Here is a 15,938-nt window from a genome sequence, read left to right as displayed (position 1 = left end):
GCATGACCATGGACTTGAACGTTTTTCTGGACAGCCTGCGGGCACGTGGCATTTCCTTGCTGGCGCAAGGTGAAGAACTCGTGCTGGAAGGGCGCACCGACCTGCTCACCGCAGATCTGGTACAGACCATCCGCGCGTACAAGCCAGAGCTGGTGTCCATGCTGTCCCGCGATGTCAGCATCGTCGCGGACCGGACTTCCTGGGCGGCCCCTGATCGCTGCGCCATGTCGATGGCGCAGCGGCGCCTTTGGTTTCTGGACCAGCTTCAGCCTGGGAGTGCCTTTTACAATATTCATTCGGCGCTCAGGCTGGAGGGCCATCTTGACGTAGCGGCCATGCAGCGCACGCTGGACGAAGTACAGCGCCGCCACGAATCGCTGCGGACACGCTTTGTCGATAGAATGCAGCATATCGACGCAGCCTGTGGCCTGCCGCTGGAGTTCGTCGATTTGTCTGCACTGGTAGCAGACGAGCAGCAGGCGCGCATCGAACAGCTGGCGCAGCGCGAGGCGCAAACGCCGTTTGATCTCGCGGCGGGTCCATTGATTCGTGTCAGGTTGCTGGGCTTAACGCCACAGTCGCACGTGATGCTGCTGACCGTGCACCATATCGTGGCCGATGGCTGGTCCATGGGGGTGCTGCTGGGTGAAATCGCCAATCTGTATGCGGCGTATTCGACTGGCCAACCATCACCGCTGCCGCCATTGACGATGCAGTATGCGGACTATGCCCATAGTCAGCAAGCCTGGCTTGAGGACGGGAGGTTGCAGGGCCAGCTCGCATACTGGAAGGAGCAGCTGGCAGGTGTTCCCGAGCTGCTGACACTTCCCACGGACCGGCCGCGCCCCAATGTACAAACGCAGCATGGATCGCTGCACCGCTTTACACTGCCCGCCGCCGGTATGCAGGCACTGGCGCGTCGCACAGGCAGCACCTTGTTCATGGTGATTGCTGCCGGATTCCAGCTGCTATTGTCACGTTATAGCGGGCAGCAGGACATCTGTATCGGCACGCCGGTTGCAGGAAGAGGGCGTCCGGAACTGGAGGATCTGATCGGATTTTTCGTCAACACGCTGGTGTTACGAACCCAGATCGATCCGCAGGAAAGCTTCGAGACGCTGCTTGGCCTCGTGCGCAAAAACACACTGGAGGCTCTGGCGAATCAGGACGTGCCGTTTGAGCAGGTTGTAGAAGCGCTCCAGCCGGCACGCCATACCAGTCACACGCCTTTATTCCAGGCCGCGCTGGCCTTGCAGAATACGCCGGCGAACGGTGCCGAACTTCCGGGACTGGCGCTATATCCCATTGTGGCTGACAGCGCCACGTCCAAATTCGACCTGACGCTGGGCATACAGGACGACGGACCGGCGTTGCGCGCCAGCTTTGAGTACAACACGGACTTGTTCGACGCTGCCACTATCGTTCGCATGGCGGATCATCTGCGGCTGCTGCTGGCGGCAGTCGTTGACCGCCCTGATGCACCTGTGGCCGATCTGCCTTGGTTGACGGCGGAAGAGGCGGCGCAGCTAGCGGACTTCAATCCACCAGCGCATCCCTGGGATGGGCCGCAAACCATACACACGCTGTTCGAGGCGCAAGTGAAGCGCACGCCGCTGGCCCAGGCCCTGGCCTGGCGGGACGGCGCAATGAGTTACGCGGAGCTGAATGCACGTGCCAATGCGCTTGCCTGGCGCTTGCGTGAAGCAGGCGTTGGGCCTGATATGCTGGTTGGGATCTGCTCCGAACGTGCCCCGGACATGGTGGTCGCGGTGCTGGCAGTCCTCAAGGCGGGCTCCGGGTACCTGCCACTTGATCCTGCATATCCTGCGGAGCGTCTGGCATATATGCTGGAGGATGCACGTCCCCAATTGGTGCTGGTACAGCCTTCTTTGATTGATCGTCTGCCCGCAGCTGTACGGATAATGGCGCTGTCTTCGCAAGGCGATCCAGTTGAAGAACAGCCGAATCCAGAGAATCTGACATGCGCCGCCCATCTGGCTTACGTCATTTATACATCAGGTTCCACCGGTCGCCCCAAAGGCGTGATGCTGCAGCATGGCGCGTTGTGTAATCTGGTGCACGGCCAGGCGCGCGCATTTGGAGCCCGGCCAGGCTTGCGCATGCTGCAATTCGCCTCGTTCAACTTTGATGCTTCCGCATCCGAGTTTTTCGTCGCATTGAGCACGGGCGCCACGCTGGTGCTGGCAGCGCGTGATGATTTGCTGCCGGACCGTCTCGAAAATACGCTGGCCGCGCTGCAGGTGGATGTCGCCACGCTGCCGCCAGCCTTGCTGGCGTCGATGCCGGCCGGCGCGCTCATGCCATCAACCCTGGTAGTGGCTGGCGAGGCTTGTCCAGCGGCGCTGGCGGCGCAATGGCGTAGCGGACGCCGTTTCATCAACGCGTACGGTCCGACCGAAGCCACGGTGTGCGCAACGCTGCACCAGTGCGGCGAGCATGAAGACGGCGCCCCGCCGATCGGACAGCCGCTGCCCAATGTGTATTGCCGCTTGCTGGATGCGGGTCTGAACCCGGTGCCTGTTGGCGTTACTGGAGAACTGTTTATCGGTGGCGCCGGACTGGCGCGAGGCTATCTTGGACAACCGGCACTGACGGCGGAGCGCTTTATCCCCGACCCATGGGGACAGCCCGGCGCGCGCATGTACCGCAGTGGCGACCTGGCGTGCTATCGACCAGATGGCAGTATCTGCTACCTCGGCCGCATCGATAGCCAGCTCAAACTGCGTGGCTTCCGCATCGAACCGGGCGAAATCGAGGCGGCACTGCGTGCAATTCCGGATGTGCGTGAAGCCGCCGTCGCCGCCGCCCGGCAGGAAACGGGCTTGCAGCTGATTGCGTATGTGGCTGGCGAGGCCGTGCCGGACGGAGAAACGCTGCGTGCCGCCTTGAAGCGTGTGCTGCCGGACTATATGGTCCCGGCGAAGTATGTAAGGCTCGCCACGCTGCCGCTGACGGTGAACGGCAAACTGGATCACAAGGCGCTACCGGCGCCGGAAACGGATAGCGGCAGCTACGAAGCACCGGCAACGGAAGCCGAGCGGATACTTGCTGCCATCTGGCGCGATGTGCTGAAGGTGGAGCGCATCGGCCGTCACGACAACTTTTTTGCACTGGGCGGACATTCGCTGTTGGCGACGCAGGTGACCAGTCAGTTGCGCGCGCGTCTGGGTGCTGAATTGCCGCTGCGGGCCCTGTTTGAAGCCCCAACGGTTAGTGAGCTGGCTACCCGGCTGCCATCGGCAGAAAGAAAAGGGCGGTCCCATATTCCCGCAGCACCGCCGGCGACCAGCTATCCGCTCTCCTTCACGCAGGAGCGCCTGTGGTTCTTGCAGCAGCTGGAAGGACAGGGCGCTGCACTGAACATGCCGTTGGCCCTGCGCCTGCGCGGCAAGCTCGATGTCCCGGCATTGGCGGGCGCGTTTCTGAAGCTCCAGCAGCGCCATGCCATCTTGCGCGCACGTGTTGTGGCTGAGGTGGAAGGAGCGGCAGTCGTGATCGATCCTGAATCGGCGGCCACGCTGCACTGCCAGTCAGTAAGCGCAGACCAGGTGGCGCAGCGCGCGCAGATACACGCCACGCGCGTGTTCGACCTTGAGCGGGGGCCGTTGCTGGCCGCGGACTTGCTGGAAGTCGCAGAAGAAGAGCACATCCTGCTATTGAATCTGCATCACATCATCGCCGATGGCTGGTCGATAGGCATTTTGGCCGACGAGTGGATGCAGTTGTACCGCGCCGTAGAACTGGCCCCACTGCCTTTGCAATACACGGACTACGCTGTGTGGCAGCGCGGCCTGCCTGCGCAGGAAGAATTGCTCAACTACTGGAAAACCAAACTGGCCGGCGCGCCGGAACTGCTCAATCTACCGCTGGACCGCCCGCGTGAACCGGTGCAGCGTTTTGATGGCGCCAGCACGGCGTTGCAACTGGATGCCGGCTTGTCTACCCGTTTGCGGCAGCTGGCGCGTGCCGAGGATGCCAGCCTGTTCATGGTCTTGCTGTCCGGGTTCGGCTTGCTGATGGCGCGTTATAGCGGCGAGACGGACATCGTGATCGGTACGCCGTCAGCCAATCGCAATCGTGAGGAACTGGAAAGACTCATCGGTGTCTTCCTCGGCAATCTGGTTTTGCGCGTCGATTTGTCCGGCCAGCCGAGCTTCCGCACGCTGCTGCGGCGCGTGCGCGCGACTGCGCTGGATGCCTACAGCCACGCCGACGTACCGTTCGAGCAGATTGTCGATGCATTAAAGCTGCCCCGGGACCTGAGCCGGAATCCGCTGTTCCAGGTCTACTTCAATATGCTGAACCTGCCCTCGGGCGAAGGCCATTTCGATGGGCTTGAAGTATCCGGCCTCGATGGCGGCCATGACACGGCCAAGTTTGACATGACAGTTTACGCGCAGGATACGGAACATGGTGTCCACCTAAACCTGGTCTACAACAGCCGCCTCTTCGATGGGGCCCGCATGGAAGAGACATTGCGCCAGTACGCCCAGCTGCTGGAGCAGGCGTGTGCCGCGCGGGATGATCTCGTCGAGATGCATAGCCTGCTTACGCCAGCAGCGCGGCTGGTGCTGCCCGATCCGACGCAGCCGCTGGATGGCGGTTGGGGCGGCCCGGTACACGAACTGTTTATGCGGCATGCCCGCAGCACACCGCTGGCAACCGCCGTGGTATCGCATGAGCGGCGTTGGACCTACGCCGAGCTGGATGAACAAAGTGAGCGTATCGCCTGTTGGCTGCAGGAGCGCGATGTAGGCATTGGCGATATCGTTGCCATCTGCACCGCGCGCAATGCCACACTGGTGGCGGCCGTGATGGGTGTGCTCAAGACTGGCGCCGCATTCATGATGCTCGATCCCGCTTATCCGCCAGGTCATTTGCAGGCCTGCCTGGAAGCAGCGCCGCCGCGCGCCTGGCTACAGGTGGCGGAGGACGCACTTGGCCCCGAGCGGGAGGCGCTGGTAGCGCTCATGCCGGTATATCTGGACTTGCGGGACATCGACAGTCATGCAGGCTTGCGCAATTGCGGCGCGCGATCACGCCGGCACCAGGAGCTAACGCAGGACGATGTCGCGCTGATCGCTTTCACCTCCGGCTCCGCCGGCAAGCCCAAAGCGGTACAGGGACGCCATGGTCCGCTCACGCACTTCCTGCCTTGGCTACAGGACACCTTTGATATCAGCGAGCGTGCCCGCTTTGCCATGCTGTCTGGCCTGGCGCACGATCCGCTCCAGCGCGATATCTTTACCACGTTGTGCATAGGCGCCACACTGCACATTCCGCACCCGGAGTGCTTCATGCCGCATGCATTGGCCGAGTGGATGAAGGAAAGCCGCACCACCATTGCCCATCTGACGCCGGCCATGGCGCAGATTCTGGCAGAGGCCCCGGCGGGGCTGTCCTTGCCGGACCTGGCCTATGTTTTCCTGGTGGGGGACGTGCTGACGCGCCGCGATGTCCGGCGTTTGCAGCAACTGGCGCCCAAAGTACGTATCATCAACTACTACGGCTCCACGGAGACGCAGCGCGCCGTGAGTTATTACGATGTTAGCCTGGAGTCGCCAGCTGAATCGCTGCGCGAGATTATTCCCCTGGGCCGTGGCGTACGCGATGTGCAGTTGCTGGTGCTGAACGCGGCGGGCCGGCAGGCCGGTGTTGGCGAGCATGGCGAGGTATATTTGCGCAGCCCTCATCTGGCAGCGGGCTACCGCAGCGATCCGGAGCTGACGGCGCAACGCTTCCTGCCGAATCCATTTTCACAGGCAGCGTCGGATCGCATGTACCGCACTGGCGACCTGGGACGATATCTGCCGAATGGCATGGTCGAGTGTCTGGGCCGTGCCGACACGCAGGTAAAGCTGCGCGGCTTCCGCATCGAGCTTGGGCATGTTGAATCCGTGCTGGGGCAGCATGAGCTGGTACGCGAGGCGATCGTGGTGATCCGCGCCGACGACAGCGGCGAGAAGCAACTGGTGGCGTATGTCGTCGGAGAAGATGGCCTGCCCGATACCGCCGTTCTGCGCGAGTACTTACGCGCCAAGCTCCCCGACTATATGCGACCGACCCGTTATGTGGCGCTAGATGCATTGCCACTGACACCGAACGGCAAGGTCAATCGGGCAGCCTTGCCCGCACCCGATACGGCGCCGGAAGACCAGCCTTACGTCGCGCCAGCGACTGCCACCGAGCAGCGTCTTGCCGTGCTCTGGAGCCGCCTGCTGCGGACGGAGCGCGTGGGCGCGCATGACAACTTCTTCACGCTCGGCGGCAACTCACTGCTTGCTGTCCGGCTGATTGCGGCCATCGGCAGTGAACTGGGGCGCCGCTTGCCAGTGGCGCAGCTGTTTTCCACGCCGACCGTTGCAACGCTAGCCGCAGCCCTGGACGCCGATACCGTGACCGAAAGCCACGTGGTGCCGCTGCGTACAGGCGGCCACACGCCGCTGTTCGTGGTGCACCCGGCGGATGGCAGCATTTTCTGCTACGCCGAACTGACAGGGGCGCTGGCGGCGGACTACACGGTATATGGCATACAGTCCGCATTCCATGCTGGCGTCAGTATTACGCCCTACACGCTGGATGCCGTGGCGGCGGCCTATGCACGCGATATCACCGCCACCTGTGCCGGACCCTATCGCCTGGCCGGATGGTCTCTCGGCGGCACGCTCGCCATGCGTATCGCTGCCGTGCTTGAAGAGCAGGGGCATCAGGTGGCCTGGGTCGCGCCGTTTGACACCGTATTCCGTGGCGATGTGGTGCGCCCTGGCTTCACGCTGGAGCAATATCTTGACGATATGCTGGCCGATAGCACTTATGCGCTGGAAGCGCGTGTGGGTGATGAAAACGTGGCACTGTATCAGCGCATTCGCATGCTTGCAGGTGAAATCGGCATACCGCAGCTGGCCGCGTTGCTGCGTGAGGCGCCCGAACACCTGGAAGCCCGGCTGTCCTTCGACCGCGCTTTGCAAGCGTTACTGGTGCATAAACACCGCGATATGAATGACAATATCCGCCTGGCCAACGGCTTCCAACCTGCCATGTTACAGGCGCCGGTGTATAGCTTCTGGGCTGACCGAACGGTGGACGAGGGCGCGGACGTCAAGGCATGGCACGCGTACACGCATGCTCGCGAGCGCAGCGCGGCCTTTACGCTGCCGGGACGGCATGGCGACTTTATTCTTGGCGCGAATGCGTCGGCAATTGCGGACCATCTGAATGGCCTGCTGGAAGGACGGGCATGAATCTACTCACGTATCTGTACCGGCAGTCGCGCCGCTTGCTGACAATCGCCACGGTCGCTGGTTCGATTGGTGGCGTGGCCGGGGCAGCGCTGGTGGCGGTCATCAGCAAAGGTGTGAGCGGGAAGGAAAGCCCGTCAGCACTGGCCTGGAGTTTTTTCGGCCTGTGCCTGGTGACGCTGGTATGCAAGTCGATTTCGGAGATCGCTCTGCTGCGGCTGACGCAGGACGCCATCTTCCGGCTGCGTGTGGCGTTGAGCCGAAAGCTGTTGGCGACACCCCTGACTCGCCTGCAGGAGCTGGGCAAGCACGGTTTGCTGGCCATCCTGACCAAGGACATCGACACCTTCATCCAGGCATTCCAGTTTCTGCCACTGGCATTTGGTAACGTGGTTGTCATTGTGGCTTGTCTTGGCTATATGGCCTGGCTGTCCTGGCAGGTATTCCTGGTGTTTGCCGTGTGCCTGGTGGTGTGCGTGACCGTTTACCACTACGCGGAGCGTGGGCCGCTGCGCCAACTGGTCAGGATGCGCGAGCATATGGATGCGCTGTATGGCCATTTCCGCAGCCTGGTGGAGGGCAGCAAGGAATTGCAGCTCAATCGCACTCGCGCCGAGCAGTTTGTCGGACGCGTGCTGGCGGGGAGTGCCGGCGGATTCCGCGACACCTTTGTCCGCGCCATGAGCACCTATACCTGGGTAGCCAATGCTGGCGCGATGATGTTCTACCTGGTGATCGGCATGCTGCTGTTCGTGCTGCCGCAATGGTTGCCGCAGCAGTCGGCAACGCTGACCGCCATCACGCTGACGCTGCTCTATCTGATCAAGCCTGTGACCGAGATGGTGGGCGCTTTACCGCCCGTGCGGCAGGCTGCCGTCGCCCTCAACAAGATCATGCAGCTCAATGGCGAGCTGGATGCACGGCCAGCCGTGGCACTCGCCACCAACCCGTTCGGCGCGCAGGGTGGCCTGCAGCTGGAATTGCATGGCGTCTGCCATCGCTATCCGGGCCTGCAGGACGACAGTCATTTCATGCTTGGGCCGCTGGATCTGAGCGTCACCCAAGGCGAGACCGTGTTCATCGTGGGGGGCAATGGCAGCGGCAAGACGACGCTGGCGATGCTGCTGCTTGGCCTGTATCAGCCGGAAGCCGGGACGGTGAGGCTGAATGGCGTCGCTGTCACGGAAGGCAACCTGGAACACTACCGTAGCCATTTCTCCGCAGTGTTTGCGGACTTCCACCTGTTCGACCAGCTGCTGGACTGCGACGGCACCGACATGCCGGCGCGCGCCATGCGCTACATCGAGCAGCTTCAGATGGGGCATAAGGTGCGGGTGGAGAACGGAAAATTCACGACCGTGAACCTGTCCACGGGCCAGCGCAAGCGCCTGGCGCTGGTGGCGTCGTATCTTGAGGACCGTCCCATTTATCTGTTTGACGAATGGGCGGCGGATCAGGACCCGGCGTTCAAGCGGGTGTTCTACACCGAGCTGCTGCCGGATCTGAAGGAGCGCGGCAAGACAGTACTGGTGATTAGTCACGACGACGCGTATTTCGATTGTGCTGACCGTATCATCAAGCTGGCGGACGGCCACCTGAGTGAAATCAGCACACCGCAGCGTACATCGCTGCATGCTGTTTAAGGACTGGGCATGACGATCCCTGAAATCCAGCGCTGGTTTATACGCCAGCCGGCGATTACCAGGCCGCGCATGCGGCTGTACTGCTTTGCCTATGCCGGCGGCAGTGCCGCTGTCTACGGCGGATGGCAGCGTGAACTCGATCCCGCGATTGAGGTTGTAGCGATTGAATTGCCGGGCCGTGGCAGCCGCTTCAGCGAGAAGCCCGCGTCCAATTTTTTCTGGCTGGTGCAGGAACTGGCCTACGCTATCGCGGCGCAGGAGCGGCTGCCGTTTGCGTTCTTCGGCCACAGTCTGGGCGGGCTGCTGGCGTTCGAAGTGGCGCGTTACTGCAAGCTGCGCTTGCTGCCGCAACCATGTCATCTGATGGTGTCTGGCAGTGCAGCGCCAGGCATGCGCAAGCCGGGCCGCAATCTGCATCTGCTGCCCGATGAGGACCTGATGACGGAACTGAAATCCTACAACGGCACGCCGGCTGCCGTACTTGAAAGCGCAGAACTGATGGCGATGCTGCTGCCCATGATACGGGCCGACTTTGGCCTGGTGGACAGCTACCGGTACCGTCTCGCACCGCTGCTGGATATGCCGCTGACCGTGCTGGCAGGGCGCGGCGATCCGCATGTCACGCTGGATCAGGCGTCAGCGTGGTCGATGGAAACCAGTGCCGAGAGCCGCGTGATATGGCTGGAGGGCGACCACTTCTTCATCCATGGCGCGCGCGCCGCCGTGCTGGATGTCGTCCGAGATACCTTGACCGGAAAGGTGCCTGGCTGACGCGTAACAAGAAATGCAACGGAATTGCCATGTCATATAGATGGATGCGCGTAGAGATTGCGAAGGGCGGTATCATACGCTGATGAAAATGATGCGATCGATAGTGTTTCTACTGCTACTGAGTGCCGGCGTATGCCGGTCGCAGGACCTGGTGTTTGCAATCTCCTCGGGGAGCGCCATGCCGATGACGGCTTTTTCCGGCTATACCTTGAGCGGTGGTCTGCTCAAGGATTTCGGCGACGCGTTGGCCGCAGCCTTGCAGCTCACGCCGCGCTATCTGCTGGTGCCCCGCAAGCGGGTGGAAGAAATGCTGCAAACCGGTAAAGCGGATATCGTCTGCGATCTCAAGCCGGAGTGGCTGGACGGGAAGAACTACGCCTGGTCCTCGGCGATATTCACCAATAACCTGATCGTTGCCTCACGCACGGACACGCCGCCCGCGAATACGCTCAGGGACCTGCGTGATGCCCGGCTGGGCACCATACACGGCTACCGCTATCCCGAGATCGATGCGGAAATCGGCGTGCATTACACGCGTGACGATGCCATGAGCGATGAGGTCAACCTGGCCAAGCTGGTGCTGCACCGTTTCGATTACATCGTCACAAACTCACTGTACTTCGACTATGCGCGTTACGTTCATCCGTCGCGGCAGCAATTGAATGCCGTGAGCCTCAAAATCAATAGCTTCAACACCTATTGCGCGATCAGACCGGACGGCAAGCTGACGCTCGCGCAGCTGAACCGCGCCATCGACGCGCTGCACCGGCGTGGCGCCATCGACCAGATGATGGCGCGTTACAGGACGGCGCCGAAATAGCCGGTGGTGGAACCGGCGACAGATTTTTCGTGTCTCAATCAAATCTCCATGTGTGCCCCATAGTCCGTTCATGGATCGCCGCTACTCTTACGGTAAGGCGCTTACTGCCAAGCGCCGTGTCTGTAGGAGTTGTTATCCATGTACGCGCCAACGATTTCTCCGAGCTGCGGAGCGAATGATTTCCGTGGCCTCAAATGGCTGCGTGAAAGCGTAAAATTAAATCTCAGAGCGTTTTTGCATCCCTATGCCACTGACAAGTGGCTGGTGTTTTTGAATTCAGACGCACTGTTTGCCGACCTGGCGACGATCCGCCCGCGCCTGATCTGCAAGATCTACCGTCCTTACCAGAGCAACACCATGTCGTGCTCGCAGCGGGTGCGGGTGCTCATCGGGCATTACACCTTTATCCAGGCGATAGGCTGGGGAGCACTGACGCTGAAGGCCGCGAGAGGTCCGGTCTTGCTGGCATCGGTCGAAGGAAAATCCGGGGCGGTTTATCAGCTGCAGCTATGCGCGGTCGAGCCGCTGGAACGTGAAGGGGAGCTGGCGTTGCGCCTGTTGCGGAACAATGAGTTGGCCTATTCTTGCGCCTTTACCTTCCTGCCCACCGATGCTGCGGTGCAGATGGGCGTCGGCTGCATGCAGGGACCGAAAGGCGAGCATGGTTTGGCGCTGGTGCGTACCGCGACAAGCGAGTTGCATGGCTTACGACCAAAGAACCTGATGGTCAAGCTGCTCAATGTGCTGGGGCACGACCTAGGTTGCCAGCATATGCAACTGGTGAGCAACCGCAATCGCGTTCTGCTGCGCGCGCAGCGGCAGGGCAAGGTGCATGCGGACTATGATGATTTCTGGCGCTCCTGCGGTGCCTTGCCGCGCCCCGATGGCAACTTCGAATTGCCATGTTTGGGCCTGAAAGAACCTTGTCTGCTGACCGTGCCTTCACGTAAACGCGCGGCAGCGCGCAGGCGCCATGACACCGTCTGCCAGTTTGCCGCCGGCGTATTGGCAGCGCTGCCTCGGGGCAGTGCCAGACAGGTTTGTAGCGTGCGCTACGAAGATTTTTGTTAAGTTTTGTAAGGCGTCTGTAGTGGATATTGCGCCTCGTGTAGCGGCAATGGCGGCAGTTCCCAAGGCCTGGGCCGGCCGCGGTAAGGAAATGTAATGGCATATTTGGTCTGAATAGATATTTTCCATATAAATCATATGCTTAGCACCTTTTCGGCAGTCCGTGCCGCCGGTGCTAGAATCCGACCGTGGGTATGAGCTCGTGCCTGCTCAGTAGTGGAATCACCGATTCCTCCCCTTGGTACGGTGCTTCCTATTTGGCCGGTGTCCCGCCGGACACCGGCTTTTTCTTTCCACGCTCTTATGGTTATACTAAGGCGCGATTAAGAACAGAATTCATCGGACAGGAAGCGGTATGCGCAAGATATTGATTGCGGAGGATGACGAGAAAGCGGGCGTGCTGCTGAAGACCTATCTGGAAAAACACCAGTACGAGGTAACGCTGGCGCAGAATGGCCTGAGCTTTCAATCCGAGTTCTCACGTCTTGCCGACCAGCTGTCGCTGGTGATCCTGGATGTGATGCTGCCCGATACCGACGGCTTCGTGCTGTGCAAAGAGGTGCGCCGCCGCTCCAATGTGCCGGTCATCATGCTGACCGCGATTTCCGATGGGGCGGACCGTATCGTCGGCCTGGAACTGGGCGCGGACGATTACATCGCCAAGCCTTACGACCCGCGCGAGCTGCTGGCCCGTATCAAGGCGCTGCTACGCCGCGCCGGCATCGACAATCAGAGCGTCACGCGCTATTACCGTTTTGTCGGCTTCACGCTGGACCTGCTGGAGCGCACGGTGACCGACAGCGCAGGCGCGCTGGTACCCTTGACCGGCCTTGATTATCAGTTGCTGAAATACTTCGTTGAACATCCTGGCGCGATTCTCGACCGCAGCGTGTTATGCGAACAGACGCGTGGCCGTGATGCCGGTCCACTCGACCGCTCGCTCGATGTCCAGATCAGCAAGCTGCGGCTGCGCCTGAATGACGACGGCAAGCAGCCGTCGCTGATCAAGACGGTGCGCGGCGCCGGCTACGTGTTCTCGGCCGATGTTGCTGTGTCGCCGGCGTGAGCCGGTCACCATGCTTCGCCATGCCATGCTGGCCAGCTGTCTGTGGCTGCTGCACTGCCTCGCAACGGCCGCGATACCGCACACCCTCAACTTCGAGCAATTGAGCGTCAAAGACGGCCTGGCGCAGGAAACCGTCACCGCGATTGTGCAGGACCAGCAGGGCTATATGTGGTTCGGCAGCCAGCATGGCTTGAGCCGCTACGATGGCTACCGCGTCACTGTCTACCGCACCATTCCCAACGACCCGCGCAGCCTGGCCGACAACTGGGTGCAGGTGCTCCATGTCGATAAAAAGAACCGCCTATGGGTCGGCACCCGTGGCGGCTTGCAGCGCTTTGATCCTGCCACCGGCGATTTCACCCGCTTCCCTGTAGCCCCTGATGGTCCGGGGCGGAGCGGCCGGCAGCAGGTGCAGGCCATCATCAGCGATGGTTATGGACAGCTATGGCTGGGTACCAGCGATGGCGTCCATCACTTTGATCCTGAATCGGGACGTTATCAGGTGCTGCGCCATGATCCAGCCGATCCTGGCAGCCTGGCCAACGACCGGGTCAACGCGCTGGCACTGGATGCCGATGGCGGATTGTGGGTCGGCCTCAAGCAAGGCCTGGACCGGCTTGCCGCCGGCGCGACGCAGTTCCAGCACTTCCACATCGATACGCCGGCCAGGCCGAATGCACCGCTCAACGAGGTGCAGCAGCTACGCATCGACCAGCACCAGGTCCTGTGGCTGGTCACCATGGATGGCCTGGTGAGCTGGCAGCTGGGCGTGCCGGGCATGCCGCGCCATCTGTTTGGCCCGGCCGATGGACTGGCGCCAGGACTGGTGACCGCGCTGGTGCAGGACCGCGACAACACGCTGTGGCTGGGCACCAATACCAATGGCCTGCACCGCTGGGATGCGGCGCGCAAACGCTTTGACGTGATCCCTGCCGATCCCCACCAGAGCGCCAGCAATGAGGTGTCCAGCCTGTTCCAGGACCATAGCGGCACGCTGTGGGTAGGCACCTGGACGGCTGGTGTGCGGCGCGCCGACCTGGCCAGCGGTGGCTTTAGCCGCTACTTCCACATCCCGGGTGATCCGCGCACGCTGCACGACAACCGGATCTATGGCATGTGCAGCGATGGTAAAGGCGGGCTGCTACTGGCGGGCATTGGCGGTATCGACCGGCTGGACCCGGCGACCGGCAAGGTGACCCGGCTGCGCGGTGACGCCCGGCTGGAGCGCCATATGCACAACAAGGAGATCGTGCTGTCGGTGTACCGCGATGCGCGTGGCGTGACCTGGGTTGGCAGCAGCGCCGAACTTGGGCGCTTTGATCCCGAGCGGGGCACGTATGCGGCACACAGCTTTGACAGCCCCGATCCCAATAGCGGTTCGATCACCCACATCACGGGGGACCGCGCCGGCAACTTGTGGATAGGCAGCCGTGGAGGCTTGCACCGTATCGACAGCGGGGGCGGGCCTGACCGCAGCTTCCGCCATGACGCGCGCGATCCGGCCAGTCTTAGTGACGACTGGGTACGCATGACGGCGGAAGACGCCACCGGTGCGATCTGGGTCGCCACGGACAATGGCCTGAATCTGCTGACCGCCGATGGCCGTGGTTTCCGCCGCTTCCATCACGACCCGGCGGATGCATCGAGCCTGAGCAGCGACCGCGTGCAGTCGCTCTTTCTCGACCGTCAGGGCACACTGTGGATCGGTACCAATGGTGGCTTGAACCGCATGGTGCGCGACGCTAGCGGCACGCTACGCTTCCGCCGCTACACCACGCGCGACGGGCTGGCCGACGACTCCATCGGCGCCATCCTGCAGGCCGATGATGGTGCGCTCTGGCTCAGCACTGCCACCGGGATTTCGCGCATGGCGCCTGCAACGGGCGCGTTCAAGAATTATTCCGCCCGCGATGGCATGATAGAGGGCTATTACTTTTCCGGCTCGGCCTACCGCGAGCGCGATGGCACCATGTATTTTGGCGGCGTCAATGGCCTGACCGTGTTCCACCCGGCGGGCATACGCGACAATCCCTACCCACCGCCCGCAGTGGTCACCTCGGTTGAGGCAGGCGGCAAGCCGCTGCACGTCGGCAGCGCTGCGATGCGCCTGGCGCATGATGCGGCGGCGCTGACGTTTGAATTCGCGGCGCTGCACTACAGCGATCCGCAGCGTAACCGGTTCCGCTACCGCCTTAAAGGCTATGACCGTGACTGGATCGAGAGCGATGCCAGCAAGCGCGTCGCCACTTATACCAATCTCGATCCCGGCGCCTACGAGTTCCAGGTGCAGGCCGCAAACAAGGATGGCGTCTGGGGCCAGCCCTCGCCACCACTGGCGTTTGACATCGCGCCGCCATATTGGCAGCGCTGGTGGTTCCGGCTTGCGTTCATCCTGTCAGCGCTGATACTGGTGTGGCTGGGCCACCGCACCCGTGAACGCATGCATGCGCGCCGGCGGCGCGAGCTGGAGGTGCAGGTGCGGACCCGCACGCAGGAGCTGGAGCAGGCGCAAACCCAGCTGCAGCGCTATGTGGAAGACCGCGAACGCCTGTTCCTCTCGATCTCTCACGATCTGCGCACGCCGATCACGCGCCTCAAGCTGCGCTCCGAGCTGCTGAACAATGACGCCGTGCGCAGGGAGTTTCATGACGATCTGGATGATCTGGACATGATGGTAAAAGGTGCGCTGCAAACCGTGAAGGACAGTGACATCTATGAAAACACCACGCCCGTCAGGCTGGACGCGCTGATCGGGCGCATGCTGCGCAGCGCGCAACTGGCCGGACACAAGATCGGCTTTGCGCCGGCCGGACTGGTGGTGCACGCCAGGCCGCTGGCGCTCAAGCGTGCCATCGGCAACCTGTTGGACAATGCCCTGTTCTACGGCGGCCGCGCCGATATCTCTACCTCGGAGTACGACGGTGTGGTGCATATCCAGATTCGAGATTACGGGCCGGGCGTGCCGCCGGAACAGCTGGCGCAACTGTTTGAGCCGCACATGCGGCTCGATCATGGACGTGCCAAAAATGCGGATGGTCTGGGACTGGGACTGGGAATCGCCCGCAGCATCATCGAAGAAAACCAGGGCACGCTGGTACTGCAGAACCATCCGGAAGGTGGCTTGCTTGCCACGATCCTGCTGCCGGGCGCCATCAATTCGTAATGATTTGTGAACTGGCGGAGTTCAGGGGCACCGGTTCTGCGGCGATGCAGACCACTTCTGTAAAGAAGCGTAAGCGCGATTCCTCCATTTTTAATGATTCTTCCATGTAATCAATCACTTGCCGTGTTAGCTGGGTGCCGTTGCGAGG

7 protein-coding genes are annotated in these 15,938 nt (G+C 61.8%); all 7 read left to right on the top strand.

Annotated elements, in window-relative coordinates; genetic code table 11:
* The first annotated feature begins 2 nt into the window (after positions 1-2).
* Positions 3-7,262 carry a non-ribosomal peptide synthetase gene (locus tag BUA36_RS06495; RefSeq protein WP_072782513.1) on the top strand — a complete coding sequence of 2,420 codons (7,260 nt, stop codon included), beginning with the start codon at positions 3-5 and terminating at the stop codon, positions 7,260-7,262.
* Entirely contained in the window at positions 7,259-8,902 is a 1,644-nt protein-coding gene (locus BUA36_RS06490; RefSeq protein WP_072782509.1) for a cyclic peptide export ABC transporter, read from the top strand. The genes BUA36_RS06495 and BUA36_RS06490 overlap by 4 nt, the downstream gene beginning before the upstream one ends.
* Before the next feature lie 9 nt (positions 8,903-8,911).
* On the top strand, positions 8,912-9,673 hold the full coding sequence (locus BUA36_RS06485) for a thioesterase II family protein (protein WP_084560029.1): 762 nt from the start codon (positions 8,912-8,914) through the stop codon (positions 9,671-9,673).
* Positions 9,674-9,824: 151 nt separating this feature from the next.
* Positions 9,825-10,493, top strand: a complete 669-nt coding sequence (locus BUA36_RS06480) for a substrate-binding periplasmic protein (RefSeq protein ID WP_229255626.1) — start codon at positions 9,825-9,827, stop codon at positions 10,491-10,493.
* Between the two features lie 138 nt (positions 10,494-10,631).
* Positions 10,632-11,564: a DUF535 family protein gene (locus BUA36_RS06475; protein WP_072782506.1), complete on the top strand. Its 933-nt coding sequence runs from the start codon at positions 10,632-10,634 to the stop codon at positions 11,562-11,564.
* Positions 11,565-11,916: 352 nt separating this feature from the next.
* Positions 11,917-12,627, top strand: a complete 711-nt coding sequence (locus tag BUA36_RS06470) for a response regulator (RefSeq protein ID WP_072782502.1) — start codon at positions 11,917-11,919, stop codon at positions 12,625-12,627.
* Between the two features lie 10 nt (positions 12,628-12,637).
* The gene (locus BUA36_RS06465; protein ID WP_167544263.1) at positions 12,638-15,790 is read left to right on the top strand and encodes a ligand-binding sensor domain-containing protein; all 3,153 of its coding nucleotides are present in this window, start codon (positions 12,638-12,640) and stop codon (positions 15,788-15,790) included.
* Positions 15,791-15,938 lie beyond the last annotated feature (148 nt).

The sequence above is a fragment of the Duganella sacchari genome, from assembly GCF_900143065.1.
GTDB lineage: Bacteria > Pseudomonadota > Gammaproteobacteria > Burkholderiales > Burkholderiaceae_D > Rugamonas > Rugamonas sacchari.
This window is presented reverse-complemented; position numbering and strand designations above follow the sequence as displayed.